The sequence below is a fragment of the Pelosinus sp. UFO1 genome (assembly GCF_000725345.1).
GTDB lineage: Bacteria > Bacillota > Negativicutes > DSM-13327 > DSM-13327 > Pelosinus.
Window position 1 is genome coordinate 4,361,156 of the sequence record NZ_CP008852.1, and the last position, 18,119, is coordinate 4,379,274.

An 18,119-nucleotide genomic window follows, 5' to 3' on the forward strand; every position below is an offset into this window, starting at 1 on the left:
TTTTTACTAATTATGTGCCTTGTGGTTTAAAATTATTTACAAAGGGGTTTTATCAATGACTACTTACAATACATCGGGCATCTGTGCCAAAGAAATAAATTTTGACTTACAGGACGGAATTGTCCGCAATGTAAAATTTAATGGCGGCTGCCCTGGAAACCTCCAGGCTATTAGTTCCTTATTAGAAGGCATGCCAGCTGATGAAGTGGTAAAAAAACTCAAAGGTATCACCTGTGGACAAAAAACAACCTCTTGCACCGATCAGTTAGCAACTGCTTTACTAGAACAAATGAAAAAATAGGGGGGAACGACACACCCCGCCAGTGGCCCCCCTCTCTAGAGGGGAATGGAGAAGATAATACTAAACCCGAGAATATCTAAATGATAGATACTCTCGGGTTTTAGTTTGCCCTATAATTTTGTCGCTATGATTTTAGCCAAATCGTTAATACTACCAGTCAACTGCTCCAATTTCCCTTCGATGCGTACCAAAAGGTAAACGCTAATCACCGCAGGAAATCCATAGTTGGCTGCATATGTGAGGATTTGCTCCATAAGTTAGCCTCCTTTACACACCCCGCCTGCGGTCCCCCCTCTCTAGAGGGGAATTAGAAATTTAATTCCTTAGAGAGGGGTACCTTAACGCTAGGCCAATACTGCCGTATCTTTGCTAGTCATACGGGCCTCCACTACCTGAGCGAAATCACCCGTTTTACTAGTAAAAATATTCTTAGCGACAATGTCTTGCATAATCACCTTAACTTCTGCTAAAGTCAAATTTTCTTTGGGATCTGCAACATTCAAAGTCACTTCCTTACCGCTGGTATTGCGGAAAACCATCTCCAGGGTTTTTGCCATCTTATATCACCTCCTTCTTACTTCAATTCAGTTTCAGCATATTAGCCATTTACCAAGTAACAATCATCTTGTCGGCTAATGGTTACTACCGCATGAGTTTGTAACCCAGCAATTCCTTGAGCCACGGCATACACATCCGCATCGCTTGCGCTAGCCTTTACGTTTTTGTAACTCCGCTGACGCTGAACTACCTCTCCGTTCGCATTCAAACCATTTTCCACTGTGATAACCATTTTGCTTGTTTGTGGTACTTTATCGACTGCCATATCTCTCACCCCCTTTCACTGGTATACATTCCAGCGCAGAGGGTTTTTAAACGCGCTACACCACGCTGCCGTAAATTAAATACAGCTTGTATTGTAATTCCGAGCTCCGCCGCTACATCCTTTAAGGTGCTGTGCCCTACAACTGTTTGCAATATTACTTGCCGCTGTTTGCCGGGCAAAGCTGCTACAGCAGTTATCAATTCCTGAGATAGCCACTCTAATTCTACCTCCTGAGCCACATTGGCCTTATCCGGCAGCTGAGCAAAGGCATTTTGCTCCTCCTCCTCTGCTGCACCTTCTAAAAGAACTTCCTCTTGCCAACGGCGACGCTCTTTTTTAAACAAATTCCAAATGGCAAATTTAACTTTACTATCCACATAACCAGCAAAATGAACACCACATGTTTCATCATAAGACTTCACCGCCTGCACGACGGCTAACCAGCCTTGTGATGTTGCCTCCTCAACGATAGGACGCAAATGAGGCTTATTGGCATGCTTCTTCACCAATCCTGTGAAACGACTGCATACTTCCTGAAAGGCATGCTCATCACCAGCTTGGGCTGTTTTAACTAGTTGACATAATTCCATTTTTCTCACCTTAAGGCGAGAAACCGGTTCCTCTTAAATTAGCGCTTGCTTCACTCTACCAGGTTAATTTGGGCAAAACAAAAGCCGACCTATGTGTCTCTCGACACACAAGTCAGCCTAAAAAGATATAGGAAAGAAAGTAGTACGGTTTATTTAACCACAGAGGCGCAGAGAACACAGAGATTAATAAATCCCTCTGTGTTCTCTGCGCCTCTGTGGTTAGTTTTACTCTCCGCCTTCCGTAAGTTCTACCCAAGCATCATATTTCTCTGCCAGGGCAGTTTGGGCTTGGCTGTATTCCTCGGCTAATTTGCTGCTCGCCTCTGGGTCACCATGACTGGCAGGATCGTTTAGGCGATGCTCAAGGGCCTTGATCTCTAGTTCTAGCATCGCAATCTCGCCTTCTAGCTTTTGCAAATTCCTTAGACTCTTTTCTGGATCTGCCTTACGCTGCCTAGGTTTCTCCGTTTTCTTGGCACTTGCTTCAACTTTAACAATTGGCGTCTGCAAAGCAGCTGCTGCTTTTTGGTTCGCCATCTTTTTCTCTCGATAGTAACTATAATTACCCGCATATTCCGTTAATGCACCATCAGCCAATTCCACCATACAATTGGCTACTTTATCAAGAAAATATCGATCATGAGATACGGTAAGGAAAGTACCAGGAAAGCTTAGAATGGCTTCCTCTACTGCTTCTTTTGCTGGAATATCAAGATGATTGGTCGGCTCATCCAAAATTAAGAAATTGGCTCCCGTCAACATGAGCTTCAGCATGGCAAGCCTAGACTTTTCTCCGCCACTTAAATCACCAACGATTTTAAATACCTCATCCCCTCGAAATAGAAAAGCGCCCAGGTAATGCCGTGCCCGTTCTTCACTAAAGCCGTATTCCATCATAATTTCATCGATTATCCGATTTTTCCCGTTCAAACCTTCATGTTCCTGAGAAAAATACCCTACCTTGACTCGGCTGCCGAGTTTGACTCTACCACTGGCAGGAGCCAGTTCACCAGTCAATAATTTTAATAAAGTAGTTTTACCTGCCCCATTAGGCCCTACTAGAGCAACTCCATCTCCCTTACGAATGAGCAGAGACAGTTTTTCGAAAATTTTTCGTTCTCCATAGGCCGCTGCTACTTCTTCTAATTCCGCTACTCGTTCGGCACATTCACTAGGAGGATTGAAACCAAAAAAATCAAAACGGGCAATGTCAGCAGGCAATACAATGCGCTCCAAACGCTGCAATTGTTTTTCCCGCCCTCTGGCTTGCTTAGACTTGATTCCCGCCCGATACATCGTAATATATGCTTGTGTTTTGGCAATATGGTCTTGCTGTTTTTCATAAGCACTTTCTAAGGCTGCCATACGTTCCGCTTTCTGCTGCATATAAGAGGTATAGTTCCCTTTATAAGCCGTTAGTGCCTTATTTTCTAATTCAATGACCCGATTAACTACTTTATCAAGAAAATAGCGGTCATGAGAAATAATGAGTATGCCCCCTGGATATCCTACGAGAAAATCCTCCAACCACTCAACCATTCCAATGTCCAAATGATTTGTCGGCTCATCCAAAAACAAGAAATCTGGTTGACGAATTAGCGCCCTTGCCAAACAAATTCGTGTCTTTTGCCCACCAGAAAAGGTTTCAATCCGCCTTGAAAAATCCTCGCTAGTAAAACCTAAACCAAAGGCAACTCGGCGAATCATATTTTCATATTCATAGCCCCCACCTCGTTCAAAGGTTTCGACTACTTTAGCATAGTCCTTCATCAGCCCTTCTAAAACAGTTTCCTCTTTGGTTACAGCAATGACCTGCTCTAGTTCATGCATTTTCGTCTGACAAGCTAAGACATCCTCATAGGCTGAACACAATTCTTCATAGAGTGTCCCTTGGCTTAAACTAGCATCCTGCTGTACATAACCAATTGTTTCACCAACGGGCACCGCTACCCGCCCGCCATCAATGGACTCCAGGCCAAGCAAACATCGCATCAGCGTAGTCTTGCCTGTACCATTCGCCCCAATGAGGCCAAAAGTATCTCCCCGCCCCAACTCAAACGCTACATCTGTAAATAATATCTCAATACCAAAAGCCTTATGCAAGCCTTCTACCCGCAATGTTCCCATGTATCCACCTCAAACAAACCCCGCAAGGCTGTACTTATTCTTATAACATTATACTCGGCAACCGTAGGACCTGCAAGGGACGAAGACGGAAGAAAATAACCGCAGAGGCACAGAGAACACAGAGCGGGGCATATTTACCCCACCATCTCTGCTTCCTCTGCGCCTCTGCGGTTAAAATCTTTTCTACCTACTACTCAATTGTACAAATAGCATCTGGGCGGCGTACTAATAAAGCTGTTGTTTCTAGCACTCTGAACACATGATTCATATTAGTAGGTCCCATGTAAGAAGTCGTCATATCTTGACCAACTGCCAAGTTTACATTATGACCACCAGTCGCTAATACGACAGCCTTATTACCACTAATTGTGTTGGAATAATAAACCCCACCACTAATTAAAGCTTTCACCTGGTCTAGTTCAAGCATACCAGTATTCCCATACACTCGTACCATACGGCCGAAAAGTACAGGGCTCACTACCATAGCATAAGGACCGTAATGTCCAGCTTCACTTAATGCACTCACAGCTTTTACTGCATCTGCCAAAGCACTGCCTGGCTCATCCCAATTGCTGATTTTCACAGTCTTACGACCCTGAACATTCATCAATCCGACTTGACCAAGTTCTTTGTTGCCATTAAAAATCAGATTGTCTTCCTGAACCGCTACATAATTGGCAGCAACTGCAGCAGTGCTCACATCAAGTGGTAATCCCATATGACGGTCGGCTTCCACATCGCGCCACATAATTTTAAAATCTTTATAAAGCATAGGTACACTAGTCGTCGCACGAGAACTAGGTGCTACGATAAAATCATCCTGCTCTCCCACCATATCAATGCCCGTTGAAGAGGTTCCACTAAAAACGGAATAAGGAATGGTATAGACTCCAGGCCCCATAGGTCCAAGAACTTCAATTACTTTCCGACCTACTAACATACGACGAGCCGTAGTTACTACAGCCTCATCAATTTTTGACCATTCAGCCTCCGTCAACGGTGCTGAATCGCGATCTAAAATATCCATAGTTTATCTCTCCTCTCTTTTTAACCTATTTTTGTCCAAACATATTGCCGACTGTTGCTACTTTTTCATCCACTTCTTTTGCGCCTTCATTTACAACACGTTGTTCGGGAGCCATTGTGTGGTCCTCGGCAAATTTCTCCCGTTGAATCATGTCAATGCGAGCTAAAAGATGAGTAATCTCGGCGACATGCTCTTTTTCGTCATCCCGAATATGTTCCAATAATTCTCTAACTTCTTCATTATCAATCTTATCAATATGAGCCTGGTATTGGTTGATTGCTTCCAATTCTCCTACGAGATCTTCGCGTAACCAGATCAATACTTGTTCTAATCCAGAATCCTTGGTTCCTTCACTTGCGGTTTTACCATAAGCCATACATATCAACCCCTTTTCGAATTAACAATAGAACCCTCAACCACAATTCCCAAAAGCAAAATTGAGGCTAAGGGTTTGTTTGTTATTATTCTTTCGACACAACCCATGAATTTCCTGTAACTAATCTATTATTTATTATTATTATTTATTAATATTCTTCATTACTTGTCTCTATGACACGGCATTTCACTTCATCACAGATCATAGAGCAAAATGGGCATCGTACTATATTATCATGATATGAAGAAAACATACCGCCACAACGGTTACATCTGTAACCTTCCTCTACATTGTCCAGCCGTTCATTCAACATGATTTTCCCTCCTTATTTCCTCATTGCTATTCAGTATGCGACAGAATAAGACTTACTATACAAAAAATCCCTTTATCCGATGACTAAACCGCTCTAAAACTCCCATCTTTTTTAAGTGGGAGTTAAGAGTGGCTAAGTCCCTGGATAAGTGCGACTAAGATTCAGATGGAGTTAAAATTCCATCTGAATCAAGTCTTCTTTATTAATTTTCTTGTCATTTCATCCAATTTTTGTTATTATAAAAACAAAAACATCGAACACATGTTCGATTTAAAGGAGCTTTTTATGTTAGAAAAAATACCAAATTACAATCAGATTGCCGCCATCCTTCCCCGCTATACCAGCGCTGGTGATACTACTACTATCATTACCACAGACGGACAAGAAATGTCTACTAAGACACAAATTCGAACAATCCTGCGCCGCTTGGCTCACAGTCGCTCGAAAGATCTGATCGCGCTAAGAGAGCATACAACTCGCGCAACAGGACGACGAGTTCTACAGCCGCTCCCCTTGGCCCCTGGACTTGTCCTCTGTCCGGTTAAAACTAGAATTCCTCGCATTACTGGAGATACGAGTACAGGCTACGTCAATTACCATGCCGTAACTGGCGTAGCCGAAAATAGTCTTATTGCTTACCAAGCCATTGTCAGTCTTACCGGTGGTACGGACATTCCTGTTTTTTGGACCTCAGATACAGTTAATAAACATTTACAATCTGCTAGACTGGCAATCTCTCACACCGTACAATCCCCTGATTCCCACCCTGACCTTATGCCTATCGCACAAAAGTTGGTGGAGATTATCTATGATATTTTGGTGCTGAAACATAAGAAAGAATGAAAGCACACGAAGGAGTTTTTAACCGCAGAGGACGCAGAGCGCACTGAGGGGTAATTGTGGTAATAAAATCGAACCTCTCTCTGCGTCCTCTGCGCCTCTGCGGTTCGTATTCCGAATCCCATTATCTGGCAACCCGCTTGACCATGACCTCTTGGTAATCTTGGCGAAGGAGACCACAAACTGCCACCATAAAATCCTCTGTACTCATTCGGTTGGCTAAATCCATTACATGAACCACGGCACCACGGCACAAAGCAATGGCCTCGCCCACAGGACGTATACCAGTAGGAAATGACATTATACTAAGATCTGGGAGTTCTTCAGCTAATCGCTCTAAAATTACTGATGTCAAATCATCCAAACTTACATCTACTACTACAATATCACAATCAACCTCGGCCCGTTCTATTTCATGAGCCAAATACCGCAGCAAGCCTTCCACTCTATAATCTAAATCTTTTACCACGACCAAAAAACTACAACTTGGCACAGATACGAAACGCGGGGCAAGCCACCATTTCCAAAGATCCCGAATAAAATACCAAATACCGTACATGGCCAGTGATAACAAAATTACACTCATCGTATAAGAAAAAAACAAAATATCCTACCCCCTTCATCATGGGATAGGATATGATATGCAAATATAATAAAAATGTGAGAAAAGATAATTATTCCAGGGTAACAATCTTATTTTTTATCGCATAAAGTACTGCCTGAGTACGATCATTTACAGCAATTTTGCGAAAGATACTCGTCAAATGATTTTTAATGGTCTTTTCACTCAAAAACATATTTTTGGCAATATCTAAGTTGCTTAAGCCCTTACAAACTAATTGCAGTACTTCCAGTTCACGATATGTAAGCCCCTCTTCCCTGCGATGCTTCATATTCGTCAAGGCCTCGGGCTTCTTTTCCTGACAACGGTTGATTTCAGAGAATAAACTCTTAGCCAAGGTAGGATAGATATAAGACTCACCACCATATACCTTACGAATCGCCGTCACTAACATACCTGGTTCAATATCTTTTAGTAGATAACCCGCCGCGCCAGTTCGTACTACTTCTAGTACATAACTTTCGTCATCATGCATGGTCAATACAATAATCTTACTGTTCTTCTGCTCTTCTGTGATTCTTTTAATCACTTCAAGACCATTCACCTTTGGCATATTTATATCGAGCAAAAGAATATCCGGTGCTAGGGTAATGGTTTTCGCGATTGCTTCTTCCCCATCACTAGCTTCACCAATTACCTGAAAATCCGGTTCCAATTCCAGAATATTGCGAATTCCTTGCCGTAATAGGGCATGATCATCTGCAATCATAATGCTTATTGTCATAACCACCACCACCTTCTTTGTATAAAATTCTACAAAAAATGCAAAAATCCTGTTAATTCTAACAGGATTTTTACGTAGAAAGAGATTTATTTTGTTTTCATAGCCGTTAACCTTGGCCCCATGATTCGTTTATACGCTTCTACACCTGGTTGGTCAAAAGCATCTACATTGGCCAATTCCCCTTCATACGCTACAGATAATGCCAGCATGTAGAGCAATTCCCCTAAATGATATGCATTCAAACGCGGTAATACAAAGGTAGCATTAAAACGTTCATCATTAATCAAGGCCTGCGCATTGGCTTCCCGCGCTACATCCAAAGCTTGGCTAAGACGAAGGGACGAGATCTCGGACAGTTTTGCGACCTTTGGAAACACATCAGGAATGACAGCGTCTTGTTCCCACTCTGCTATTTTTACAAACTGAACCACTTTATCCTTTTTACCATCTTGATGCTGCTGCGTCTGTGCATGCATATCTGTAGTTCCCACCGCTACAATAGGAGTCCGTCCGTAGAATACTTCTTTGCCTTCCCGATCGGTACGTTTCCCTAAAGACTCCGCTAACAATTGTACATACCACTCCGCCACAGATTTTAGATAATCCGCATAAGGCATAAAGACTTCAATATCTCGGCCATATTTCTCCGCTGCGATAAATTTAAGCGCCGCATTCAGTTTTGCAGGATTTTGGTATATATCAGCATTCTGACATACCTTATCCATAGCCTGGGCTCCTGCTAGAAAGGCATCGATATCGAAACCGATACAAGCAGCCGTTACTAGTCCAACTTCAGAAAAAATACTGAACCGGCCACCCACACCATCAGGAACACTAAAGGTAGGCCAACCTTGCTCTGCAGCTAGCTTCTTCAATAAAGTAGCTTTTTCTCCTTCGGCAGGGTCCGTTACCGCAACCACTTCGATCTCTAATAGAGGTGCCTGACGTTTTAAGGCGTCATACACTACCATAAAGGTAGACATGGTATCTAGGGTTCCGCCAGATTTTGAGATAACTACTAAGGCGACTTTATAGCTGTCAGATTGACCATGTACAGCCTTTAATCGTGCTTCTGCCAAAAGATGTTCTACCATGTCGGCAGTCCGTCTCGCATCAATATTATTCCCGTTAAAATACAGCTTAGGATATCCATTGCGCTCTTTCAAGCTTTTGGAATTCCAAAACTCGCCACAATGTACATCAAACAATACCTTATTGCCTAAATAAGAACCGCCAATCCCAAAAGATACTACGGCGTCCACTCGGTTTTTCAGAGATTTGCCAAACTCTTTCAATTTGCCGATAGAGGATGGCGAATTCAGATTGCCCTCTACTACATAGGGCAGCTGAGTGAAGAGTACCTTCTCTGGTGTGCCATCTTTAGATAGGTGCCCTCTTACTTCTCCTGTAGAACGCATATGTATTACTGCCTCTTCAGCAGCGACTAAACGCTCAGCTAAAGCTTCCACATCACTAGACGTTACCTTTCCATCTCCATATAGATTGCCATAATCAAAAGAGAATCCTGAAGCTAATGTTAGACAAGAAGATTTTTTGTTACTCATGCAATAACCCCCTCTTATTTATTTTAACCAACGTTACTTACAATCCCCACCACTACTTTCTTTACTAGACCCTAAAGACCCTACGGTCTTTAATAAGTAGGGCAAAAACTTATCCCGCAGATCAGGACGTTTCAAAGCAAATTCAATGGTTGCTTCCAAGTACCCCTGTTTGTCCCCCACATCATAACGACGTCCTTCAAAATTATAGGCATAGACAGAGTTCTTCTCTATTGCTAAGGTACGCAGAGCATCAGTTAACTGTATCTCCCCGCCCTTACCCGGCTCCGTATTTTCCAGAATATCAAAAATCTCAGGCTGAAGAATATAACGTCCCAGTACCGCCAAACGGGAAGGAGCTTCGCTAGTAGCTGGTTTTTCCACCAAATCCACAGCCTGCCATAAATTATGTTTTACTAATTGCGGCTTTACAATCCCATAATTGCATACTTTATCTTGAGGTACTTCCTGCACTCCCAAGATTGTACCCGGGCAATCTTCATAGACACTCATCATTTGCTTCAAGCAGGGTACGCTGGCATCAATAATATCATCCCCTAAGAGCACGGCAAAAGGTTCATTCCCTACAAACTGTTTGGCGCATAGCACAGCATGTCCTAGGCCTTTAGCTTCCTTTTGGCGTACATAATGTATGGTGACATCAGCGATTTCTTCAACAAGGTTCAACAAATCGTATTTTCCCTGTTCTTTTAGCAGCATTTCTAATTCTACGGATCGGTCAAAATGGTCCTCTATGGAACGCTTATTTCGCCCTGTGATAATGAGAATTTCCTCAATTCCTGACTGTACAGCCTCTTCAATAATATACTGAATGGCAGGTTTATCGACAATCGGTAGCATTTCCTTCGGCTGCGCCTTTGTCGCGGGCAAAAACCGCGTTCCCATCCCCGCTGCTGGAATAACCGCCTTACGAACTTTTCCATGACCCCTTACCATCTATAATGCACCATCCTTACATTTTTTTGAACCACAAAGACACAAAGTACACAAAGATTTTTTACACAACCCAAGTCTATTCTTATCCTCTTTGTGTGCTGCGCTAGCAGCATTGCGCCTTTGTGGTTCGATTTTTTTACTCCATCAGTCCTTCAATCCCTATTCATTTTCCTAACATTTCTATACAAGCCAGTAATTCTGCCGTTTTCTCCTGCATCAGCAACATATTATCCCTACTCTCCACATTGAGTCGAAGCAATGGCTCCGTGTTGGACATTCGGAGGTTAAACCGCCAATCTTGATACTCTACACTAAGCCCATCTGTCCGATCCACAGTGGCGCCCTCTAGGACAAACTGCTTCTCTATTTCCTCGACTACCTTATGTGCATCTGTCACGCGGCGATTAATCTCACCACTCACAGGGAATTTCCCAATCCGCTCCCCTACTAATTCAGATAGAGATTTTCCAGACACACTTATATTTTCTGCGACTAATAACCAAGGAATCATACCACTATCGCAATAGGCGAAATCTCTAAAATAATGATGAGCCGACATTTCCCCACCATAAACTGCATCTTCTTGGCGCATACGTTCCTTAATAAAAGCATGGCCTGTTTTACATAACACAGGAGTACCGCCAGCTTCTTTTACCATTTCAATAGTATTCCAAGTCAAGCGAGGATCATGAATAATTTTCGCCCCTGCATAATGACGCAAAAAGGCTTCCGCTAAACAACCTACTATATAATAACCCTCAACGAACTCTCCCTGCCCGTCAAATAAGAAACATCGATCAAAATCTCCATCCCAAGCTATGCCAAAATCGGCGCCACTCTCTTTTACCGCCTTGGCTGTGGCCTCCCGATTTTCCACTAACAAAGGATTGGGGATACCATGAGGAAAGGTTCCATTTGGTTCATGATATACCTTAATAAACGTAAAAGGCAATAAGGCCTCTAAGGCATCAAGAGTTGGACCTGCACAACCATTACCTGCATTAACGACGATCTTTAAAGGCTTCAAGGCAGAAATATCTACATAGGCTAGTAAATGCGCTACATATTCTTTCATCACATCATAAGGTTCAATCTTACCTTTGGCTATGCCTGCGCATTTTTCTAGCGAAAAATCACCAGTCACGACCCTATCTTCTAGTTCCCTTAGGCCTGTATCGCCGCTAATCGGTTTGGCGTCTTTACGCACCAGCTTTAGGCCATTATAATCCATGGGATTGTGGCTAGCTGTTATCATAATTCCGCCATCTACCCCTAGATGAAAGGTAGCGAAATACACCATCTCCGCACCACACAAACCAATATCTACTACATCACACCCCATGTCCGTCAAGCCCTGCACTAATGCTTTCGTTAAACTTTCACTAGACAGCCGCACATCTCGCCCCACGACCACACGTTTTGCCCCAAACAATTCCACAAAAACCCGCCCAATTCGATAAGTCACTTCTTCATTCAGCTCATCAGGCACCCGACCACGAATATCATAGGCTTTAAAAGCCTCTCTTGTAACTGCTATCTCGCTAAACAATACAAGGCCCTCCTCATCGCTAGCCAATTTAGCCTTATTTACAAAAAAAGTAATCTATCTATTGACTATTTTTCGCCAAACCCCAATCTCTATCCTGCCACTACGGCAAGAACAAGCATAAAAAATACTCCATTCCCACATTAAGAATTTTTGTGTCTTTATTATACCAACATTGCTTCCAAAATAAAACAGCTGCAGTAAACCACAGCTGTAGATCTATTTCTATATGTATTATTACCTATGCCTTTTTATTCCCTTACCCTCTATCTTCAAATACGAAGATTCACTTAATGCAATAACTTACTAGTTAGCCCCTCCAGGTTAAAACTTTGTACATAACGATTGCCATCAATCCCTAACTGCTGCATATTGCAATATAGTATTGCTATCTCATTCTTCCCATCTTCCTTCTCATAGGTATGATGAATGCAAATTTTCAATACAACGAGTAACTCGTGGATGATCATTTTTCCCCTCCCAGTACTCCCATAATACAATGTTTAAAGAGATTTGAAATTACTTACAAAATGAATTTACTATTTCCTTTTCGATTTTTCATCACCTCCTTAACTGGCTTTCGATTTTGGAGATCCGAACTCTTCATTTAACAATTCTGATAAAGTGATTCCTAAGGCTGTAGCAAGTTTCTGTGCGATAAGAACAGTCGGCTGCTTCTTACCCGCTTCCAGTTCCGATATGAAGGTTTGTGAAACACCTGCCTTATCCGATAACTCTTTTTGGGACCAACCTTTTGCCTTACGAAAGTTAACTAAATTCTTCAAGTCATCACCCCCTTGATGATTTCTATTGTACCGCTTTAGAGGAGCAATAGTCAACCGCTTTTGCGCTTATATTTATATAGATTTTTCATTATGTTATAATTGCTATAGCGTTGTATAGAAGGTGGATAATATGAACGATGTTGGTAAAAGAGTCCTTGATCTAAGGCAGCAAAAAGGATGGAGCCAGTACAAATTATATAAACTAGCTGAGATAGGTCAAACGACTTTAAGTGAGATAGAATCTGGCAAAAAAGTTCCCACTGTGACTACCTTAGCTAAAATCTGCAAAGCTCTCGAAATCTCCCTATCAGACTTTTTTTCAGAATACGAGACCATTACAGCTAATCATCATGATGATGACATAGATAAACTTCCCGATCATATAAAAAAAGAACTGGACATAGCGAAAGAATTTATTCTTTATAAACATGGCATCAAAAAAACCTCCTCCGACAAGTAATAAGAACTTAATAAAAGAATAATAAGGAGACAACGTCGCAAAACGACTTTGTCTCCTTATTCTCTACATATCAAAAATATAATTAAGCATTTTATACTAAGAACTATCAATGCTTAATTCTTTCTTTAATTCTATTCTTTATAATTTAATTTTTTGGCACTTCTTAGCAAACTCACAATAGTATTCCAACGTTTCGATTAACTCGGAGCATTTTTCACAAGTAGTAGGAAAACTTGTATTACCAACGACTTCTCTAATAATATTACTCAGCTGAGCAGGATGGTAACCTGCAGTTATTATTAACTGTTTTAATTCGGATATTCGAGCTAATTGCTCATCCACAAGAAACATCCCCTTATACAAAATAGTTGTTTTTATAAATCTATGCTCGGCATAATATCCATATTACAATTTTGCAGTAAAATTTCCCGTCTTATAATCTCTACTTTCACGTTCTATAACCTAATAGCTCTAGTGTTACCAGTATTTAGAATTTAAATACTGCATAAATCACACCTAATCTATTCTCATGCTTCTATAATCAATAAAAATCATCCCCACGAACGCAAAACAGCCGCAGCAAAAGCTGCGGCTGTAAATTATTGATTTGATAACTTCATTCTCTTCCATATACATCATCAAATCGAACAATATCATCTTCCTCTAGATACTTGCCATTCTGTACCTCAATAATCTCTAGTGGTATACGTCCTGGGTTTCCTAAACGATGCTTCGTAGACAACGGAATGAAGATACTTTCATTCTCATGGACTAGCTTTGCCTCATTCCCTAGAGTCACCTCAGCTGTACCACCCGTCACAATCCAATGCTCACTACGATGATAATGCATTTGCAGGCTAAGACGCTGTCCAGGATTTACTATAATCTTCTTCATCTTATATCCAGGCCCTTCACCAAGGACCGTGTAACTACCCCAAGGACGGTACATAGTCGTATGTTCTTCTGCCTCACGACGGCCTCGACTTTTTAGCTCGCCTACCAAGTCCTTAACTTTTTGGGATTCCCCTTTCTTTGCCACTACAATGACATCATCCGTCTCAACCACCAGTAGATCCTCAAGACCAATACCAGCAATCAGGCGACTGCGTCCTAGCATAAGAGTATTTGTACAATCAATAGGTATACAATCACCCTTTACCGCATTGCCAGCTGCATCTTTATCGAGCACATCATAAATTGCATCCCATGAACCAATATCATTCCAGTAGACCAACAAAGGAATTGTCACTACCTTGTCAGATTTCTCAGCAATCGCATAATCAATCGAAATATTTGGCATAGCTTCAAACTGAGCTAACGTGTCCCTATAACTAGTAGATGACAATTGATAAATCTCCGGCTGGTGATTGCAGAACTCTGTCATGATTTGCCCGATAGTAACCGCGAACATACCTGAATTCCAATAATACTTTCCTGCTGCCAAATATTCCTTAGCCACTTCCTGGCTAGGCTTCTCTTTAAAGGACTTTACTGCAAAACCATAACCACAAACCTCACCAGCTTCAATATATCCATACCCTGTCTCAGGTTTATCAGGTGTAATACCAAAAGTAACAATATTTCCCTGCTTTGCCATTTTATCCGCTTGCCCTACTGCTTGAATAAACAGATCATTTTGGCGAACAATATGATCTGAGGGAGCAACAAATATGACTTCATCATCAGTTGCTCCCAATTCATCTATACAATACCGTGCCGCTAATGCAATCGCTGGAGCTGTATTTCGTCCTACTGGTTCCGGCAAAACGTGAGCATCTCCCGCCCCACAGGTTAAGAGTTCAGCTTTAATATGATGAATATATTCCTGATTCGTGACAATTACCACATCCGATGTTTTCGCTACTGGAATAAACCGTAGGACCGTTTGGGATAAAAGAGAATGCTCACTACCAATCTTCATAAATTGTTTAGGGAAACACGTGCGAGATAAGGGGAATAAACGAGTACCTCCACCACCGGCTAGAATAATGATTTTCAATGCAAAAGCTCCTTTCAACCAATAAAGCTTTTACAATATCCTATGTTCTAAAGATAAAAATATTGTTTTAATACTAGTGACTATTTTTGTTTTTTGAACTGTACTCGTTTTTAAAACCTTAGTTATTATAACAAAAAACCCCTCTTAAGAGGGGTGCTGCAAGTGCGCTTCCCTTGCAAGATCGGCCGAGCCTACTTGATCATGGACAACACGCATATATTAAGCTATAACTCTGACAGTCCAGCTATATTTTGCCCTTAGCGTTCATGTTTTGTTTTTATAAAACCAATTTGCAAATTTTTTTATTCCTTCTTCAAAATCCATAGTCGGATTATATCCTAATATCTGCTTTGCCTTGGTAATATCTGCATTGGTTCTATCCACATCACCAGGCTGCATTGGCAACCGGTCTAGATTAGCCTTCTTACCCGTTGTTTCTTGAATTGTTTTGACCATCCTACTTAAACTTATCGTGTTCGACTCACCTAGATTAAATACTTCAAATTTTCCATTGCCTTCGCCAGCCCAGGAAATCGCTTTCGTAATACCATCTATAATATCATCGATATAAGTATAATCTCTTTCTGTAGTACCATCTCCATAGTAGGGAATAGACTTTCCTTCGGTTATAAGTCGAGTAAATTTATGAATTGCTAAATCCGGCCTTTGTCTAGGACCATAAACTGTAAAAAATCTTAGGCAAGCTACATTAATGTCGTATAAGGTATGGTATGTATGACACATCAATTCTCCCGCTTTTTTTGTCGCTGCATATGGTGAGATTGGGTAATCCACTATATCATCCTCAGAAAAAGGAACTTTTTTATTGTTCCCATATACGGAAGAGGAAGACGCGAATACAAAATTTTTGATACTAAATTCTTTACAGATTTCCAACATATTTACCGTCCCGTTTATGTTGACACTTGTATAGAGTACGGGATTCTGAATAGATGGACGTACACCAGCATAAGCGGCTAAATGGACAATGGCATCTACAGCATGTTCTTCAAACACGCTTCTTAAAAATTCTAAGTCTCTAATATCGCCTTCTTTCACAATATACATGCTTGGGGCGATGTTATTTTTCTTTATATATTCTATCGTTTCTTTAACATTATCCTTTTTGATTTGAGGGTCGTAAAAATCATTAAAGTTATCAATATTAATAACCTTATCCCCTCTTCTCAATAAAGCTTCGCAAAGATGAGAGCCGATAAATCCAGCGCCACCGGTTACTACTATTGTACTCAGTATAATTACCCCCAGTTCTTCTCGCTATTTTCCTACACCTTCATAAATGAAACCAAGTTCCTCAAGTTGCTTTCGGTCATAGATATTGCGGAAATCAAAGAAATAATTACCCTGCATTAGGTCCTCAATTTTCGTCAAATTCAAACTTCTAAACTGATTCCACTCAGTCAAGATAACGATAGCATCCACACCATCAACAGCATCATACTCATCCTGACAATATATTATGGGTACATTAATAACGCCTAACATTTTCAATAATTCTATACTCTCGATGCTTTTAATATCCTCAAATCCATGAACCTTCGCATTTTCCATTGCTACAGGATCATATACTCTGACCGTAGCTCCCTTTGCTAACAGCTCCTTTATAATTGTAATGGATGGAGCATCCCTCATATCATCTGTCTGAGGTTTAAAAGCCAGTCCTAATATTCCAAAGACTTTACCATCTAAATTTCCCATTTTTCTTTCTATTTTGTAGACCATATGCTTTTTCTGATTTTCATTAGCCGTTACTACGGTGTCTACCAGACTCATATTTACGTCATACTGCTGCCCGATATTGACTAGCGCTTTCGTATCCTTTGGAAAGCAGCTACCACCATAACCGGGTCCTGGATGCAAGAAATATTTACTGATACGTCCATCCAATCCCATCGCCTTAGCCACATCATGAACGTCAGCACCGATGATGTCGCACAAATTAGCGATTTCGTTAATAAAGGTGATCTTGGTGGCCAAAAAGGCATTAGCGGCATATTTGATGAGCTCGGCAGTTTCGATGCTGGTAAAAACGAAGGGGGTTTCAATCAGATACAAGACGTTATAAATATTCTTCATGACATTTTTCGCTGTTTCGCTCTCCGAACCGATGACGATTCGATCGGGATGCATGAAATCTCGAACTGCCGATCCCTCTCTTAAAAATTCCGGATTGGATACCACATCAAAATCAATATCTACGCCACGTTGATCCAGAACTTCCTGAATCACCTTCTTCACCTTTTGTCCCGTTCCCACCGGCACCGTACTCTTATCAACAATCACTTTATAGCTGTTCATATTCTCAGCGATCGCCTTCGCTACTGCAAGAACATATTGCAGGTCAGCAGAACCGTCTTCTTGGGGCGGCGTGCCGACAGCAATAAAGATAGTTTTTGAATCCTCTACCGTTACTTTTATATCAGTAGTAAACTTAATTCTACCCGCCTTGTAGTTTTTCTGAACCAATGAGTCCAGACCAGGTTCATAGATAGGAATTTCACCCTGTTTTAATCGATTAATCTTACCTTGATCTACGTCCATACAGGTAACCTGCATACCAAATTCAGATAAACAGGTTCCCGTTACTAATCCTACATACCCTGTGCCTATAATTGAAACTGTATTCAATCTAAGCCCCCCCAAAAAAATATTAAAATAATTACAAGTTTCCCTCATCATTAGAAGAAGCTCGGCAAGCTTGTTGATAGGATTCCAATGTCCCAATATCGTAACGTCTGCCTTCAAACTGATAAGCGTATACATCCTTATACGTAATCAGCCAAGGGATAAAATTCCCCAGTGCATCAGGATTATTACCTTCATCGAGGTATTTTCTTATCAATGGTAGCGCCCCCCTTTTATAGATATAAAACGGCGGAGCCACTAGATTCGACTTCGGATATAGCGGTTTTTCTTCAAAAACTATACCTTATGTTGATTATCTATCTCAATTACCCCAGTTCGCTGGAGCGAACCGCCAATCGGCAGGCTTCCGTTGATAAATGCACTAAAACCACGAAATAACCCTCATGATTGGGATAAGACA

Annotated in this window: 23 protein-coding genes; 3 read left to right on the forward strand and 20 right to left on the reverse strand. The window is 41.3% G+C overall.

Annotated elements, in window-relative coordinates:
• The first annotated feature begins 55 nt into the window (after positions 1–55).
• Positions 56–301 carry a TIGR03905 family TSCPD domain-containing protein gene (locus tag UFO1_RS20515; RefSeq protein ID WP_038673864.1) on the forward strand — a complete coding sequence of 82 codons (246 nt, stop codon included), beginning with the start codon at positions 56–58 and terminating at the stop codon, positions 299–301.
• Positions 302–411: 110 nt separating this feature from the next.
• Here the strand turns inward: UFO1_RS20515 and UFO1_RS24610 are convergent, their stop codons facing one another.
• The 8 genes from UFO1_RS24610 to UFO1_RS25500 all read right to left on the reverse strand — a co-directional run bounded on the left by UFO1_RS24610 (position 412) and on the right by UFO1_RS25500 (position 5,557).
• Positions 412–555 carry a YvrJ family protein gene (locus tag UFO1_RS24610; protein ID WP_071842039.1) on the reverse strand — a complete coding sequence of 48 codons (144 nt, stop codon included), beginning with the start codon at positions 553–555 and terminating at the stop codon, positions 412–414.
• A gap of 90 nt (positions 556–645) precedes the next feature.
• Entirely contained in the window at positions 646–858 is a 213-nt protein-coding gene (locus tag UFO1_RS20520; RefSeq protein ID WP_038673866.1) for a DUF2922 domain-containing protein, read from the reverse strand.
• A 41-nt stretch (positions 859–899) separates the two neighbouring features.
• Positions 900–1,124: a DUF1659 domain-containing protein gene (locus UFO1_RS20525; RefSeq protein ID WP_038673868.1), complete on the reverse strand. Its 225-nt coding sequence runs from the start codon at positions 1,122–1,124 to the stop codon at positions 900–902.
• Between the two features lie 5 nt (positions 1,125–1,129).
• A complete protein-coding gene (locus UFO1_RS20530) occupies positions 1,130–1,714 on the reverse strand; it encodes an RNA polymerase sigma factor (RefSeq protein WP_038673870.1) in 585 nt (194 codons plus the stop codon).
• A gap of 225 nt (positions 1,715–1,939) precedes the next feature.
• Entirely contained in the window at positions 1,940–3,841 is a 1,902-nt protein-coding gene (locus tag UFO1_RS20535) for an ATP-binding cassette domain-containing protein (RefSeq protein ID WP_038673871.1), read from the reverse strand.
• A gap of 190 nt (positions 3,842–4,031) precedes the next feature.
• A complete protein-coding gene (locus UFO1_RS20540; protein ID WP_038673873.1) occupies positions 4,032–4,868 on the reverse strand; it encodes a family 1 encapsulin nanocompartment shell protein in 837 nt (278 codons plus the stop codon).
• A 25-nt stretch (positions 4,869–4,893) separates the two neighbouring features.
• A complete protein-coding gene (locus UFO1_RS20545) occupies positions 4,894–5,244 on the reverse strand; it encodes a demethoxyubiquinone hydroxylase family protein (RefSeq protein WP_038673875.1) in 351 nt (116 codons plus the stop codon).
• 148 nt (positions 5,245–5,392) lie between these two features.
• The gene (locus tag UFO1_RS25500) at positions 5,393–5,557 is read right to left on the reverse strand and encodes a hypothetical protein (protein ID WP_173406233.1); all 165 of its coding nucleotides are present in this window, start codon (positions 5,555–5,557) and stop codon (positions 5,393–5,395) included.
• Positions 5,558–5,842: 285 nt separating this feature from the next.
• Between UFO1_RS25500 and UFO1_RS20550 the strand changes: the two genes are divergently transcribed.
• Entirely contained in the window at positions 5,843–6,400 is a 558-nt protein-coding gene (locus UFO1_RS20550) for a hypothetical protein (protein WP_038673878.1), read from the forward strand.
• Between the two features lie 121 nt (positions 6,401–6,521).
• Here the strand turns inward: UFO1_RS20550 and UFO1_RS20555 are convergent, their stop codons facing one another.
• From UFO1_RS20555 to UFO1_RS20585, 7 genes are all read right to left on the reverse strand, one after another.
• Positions 6,522–7,001 carry a hypothetical protein gene (locus UFO1_RS20555; protein WP_038673879.1) on the reverse strand — a complete coding sequence of 160 codons (480 nt, stop codon included), beginning with the start codon at positions 6,999–7,001 and terminating at the stop codon, positions 6,522–6,524.
• A 70-nt stretch (positions 7,002–7,071) separates the two neighbouring features.
• On the reverse strand, positions 7,072–7,743 hold the full coding sequence (locus tag UFO1_RS20560; RefSeq protein WP_038673880.1) for a response regulator transcription factor: 672 nt from the start codon (positions 7,741–7,743) through the stop codon (positions 7,072–7,074).
• Between the two features lie 86 nt (positions 7,744–7,829).
• On the reverse strand, positions 7,830–9,308 hold the full coding sequence (locus UFO1_RS20565) for a hypothetical protein (protein ID WP_038673881.1): 1,479 nt from the start codon (positions 9,306–9,308) through the stop codon (positions 7,830–7,832).
• A 33-nt stretch (positions 9,309–9,341) separates the two neighbouring features.
• Complete coding sequence (gene galU, locus UFO1_RS20570; RefSeq protein WP_038673882.1) at positions 9,342–10,262, reverse strand: UTP--glucose-1-phosphate uridylyltransferase GalU; 921 nt, start codon at positions 10,260–10,262, stop codon at positions 9,342–9,344.
• A gap of 163 nt (positions 10,263–10,425) precedes the next feature.
• Entirely contained in the window at positions 10,426–11,811 is a 1,386-nt protein-coding gene (locus UFO1_RS20575) for a phosphomannomutase/phosphoglucomutase (RefSeq protein ID WP_038673883.1), read from the reverse strand.
• A gap of 287 nt (positions 11,812–12,098) precedes the next feature.
• Entirely contained in the window at positions 12,099–12,278 is a 180-nt protein-coding gene (locus UFO1_RS20580) for a hypothetical protein (RefSeq protein WP_038673884.1), read from the reverse strand.
• A 99-nt stretch (positions 12,279–12,377) separates the two neighbouring features.
• A complete protein-coding gene (locus tag UFO1_RS20585) occupies positions 12,378–12,593 on the reverse strand; it encodes a helix-turn-helix domain-containing protein (protein ID WP_038673885.1) in 216 nt (71 codons plus the stop codon).
• A 130-nt stretch (positions 12,594–12,723) separates the two neighbouring features.
• Here UFO1_RS20585 and UFO1_RS20590 point away from each other — a divergent pair, with 130 nt between their 5' ends.
• Positions 12,724–13,053: a helix-turn-helix domain-containing protein gene (locus UFO1_RS20590; RefSeq protein ID WP_038673886.1), complete on the forward strand. Its 330-nt coding sequence runs from the start codon at positions 12,724–12,726 to the stop codon at positions 13,051–13,053.
• A gap of 138 nt (positions 13,054–13,191) precedes the next feature.
• On the opposite strand, the gene UFO1_RS20595 is transcribed toward UFO1_RS20590, so the two are convergent.
• The 5 genes from UFO1_RS20595 to UFO1_RS24165 form a co-directional block, all read right to left on the reverse strand.
• Entirely contained in the window at positions 13,192–13,395 is a 204-nt protein-coding gene (locus UFO1_RS20595) for a hypothetical protein (RefSeq protein ID WP_038673887.1), read from the reverse strand.
• 274 nt (positions 13,396–13,669) lie between these two features.
• Positions 13,670–15,052, reverse strand: coding sequence for a mannose-1-phosphate guanylyltransferase/mannose-6-phosphate isomerase (locus UFO1_RS20600; protein ID WP_038673888.1), 1,383 nt, complete (start codon positions 15,050–15,052; stop codon positions 13,670–13,672).
• 264 nt (positions 15,053–15,316) lie between these two features.
• On the reverse strand, positions 15,317–16,321 hold the full coding sequence (locus UFO1_RS20605; RefSeq protein WP_371256734.1) for a GDP-mannose 4,6-dehydratase: 1,005 nt from the start codon (positions 16,319–16,321) through the stop codon (positions 15,317–15,319).
• Positions 16,322–16,330: 9 nt separating this feature from the next.
• Positions 16,331–17,701 carry a UDP-glucose/GDP-mannose dehydrogenase family protein gene (locus tag UFO1_RS20610; protein WP_038673890.1) on the reverse strand — a complete coding sequence of 457 codons (1,371 nt, stop codon included), beginning with the start codon at positions 17,699–17,701 and terminating at the stop codon, positions 16,331–16,333.
• Between the two features lie 31 nt (positions 17,702–17,732).
• Positions 17,733–17,999: a sugar phosphate nucleotidyltransferase gene (locus UFO1_RS24165; protein WP_144390907.1), complete on the reverse strand. Its 267-nt coding sequence runs from the start codon at positions 17,997–17,999 to the stop codon at positions 17,733–17,735.
• Positions 18,000–18,119 lie beyond the last annotated feature (120 nt).

Excerpts from the sequence above, each read along its gene's own strand:
- UFO1_RS20535 (WP_038673871.1), bottom strand. The coding sequence starts at position 3,841 with ATGGGAACATTGCGGGTAGAAGGCTTGCATAAGGCTTTTGGTATTGAG.
- UFO1_RS20580 (WP_038673884.1), bottom strand. The coding sequence starts at position 12,278 with ATGATCATCCACGAGTTACTCGTTGTATTGAAAATTTGCATTCATCAT.
- UFO1_RS24610 (WP_071842039.1), bottom strand. The coding sequence starts at position 555 with ATGGAGCAAATCCTCACATATGCAGCCAACTATGGATTTCCTGCGGTG.
- UFO1_RS20550 (WP_038673878.1), top strand. The coding sequence starts at position 5,843 with ATGTTAGAAAAAATACCAAATTACAATCAGATTGCCGCCATCCTTCCC.
- UFO1_RS20530 (WP_038673870.1), bottom strand. The coding sequence starts at position 1,714 with ATGGAATTATGTCAACTAGTTAAAACAGCCCAAGCTGGTGATGAGCAT.
- UFO1_RS20515 (WP_038673864.1), top strand. The coding sequence starts at position 56 with ATGACTACTTACAATACATCGGGCATCTGTGCCAAAGAAATAAATTTT.
- UFO1_RS20525 (WP_038673868.1), bottom strand. The coding sequence starts at position 1,124 with ATGGCAGTCGATAAAGTACCACAAACAAGCAAAATGGTTATCACAGTG.
- UFO1_RS20520 (WP_038673866.1), bottom strand. The coding sequence starts at position 858 with ATGGCAAAAACCCTGGAGATGGTTTTCCGCAATACCAGCGGTAAGGAA.
- UFO1_RS25500 (WP_173406233.1), bottom strand. The coding sequence starts at position 5,557 with ATGTTGAATGAACGGCTGGACAATGTAGAGGAAGGTTACAGATGTAAC.
- UFO1_RS20540 (WP_038673873.1), bottom strand. The coding sequence starts at position 4,868 with ATGGATATTTTAGATCGCGATTCAGCACCGTTGACGGAGGCTGAATGG.
- UFO1_RS20560 (WP_038673880.1), bottom strand. The coding sequence starts at position 7,743 with ATGACAATAAGCATTATGATTGCAGATGATCATGCCCTATTACGGCAA.
- UFO1_RS20590 (WP_038673886.1), top strand. The coding sequence starts at position 12,724 with ATGAACGATGTTGGTAAAAGAGTCCTTGATCTAAGGCAGCAAAAAGGA.
- UFO1_RS20545 (WP_038673875.1), bottom strand. The coding sequence starts at position 5,244 with ATGGCTTATGGTAAAACCGCAAGTGAAGGAACCAAGGATTCTGGATTA.
- galU (WP_038673882.1), bottom strand. The coding sequence starts at position 10,262 with ATGGTAAGGGGTCATGGAAAAGTTCGTAAGGCGGTTATTCCAGCAGCG.
- UFO1_RS20565 (WP_038673881.1), bottom strand. The coding sequence starts at position 9,308 with ATGAGTAACAAAAAATCTTCTTGTCTAACATTAGCTTCAGGATTCTCT.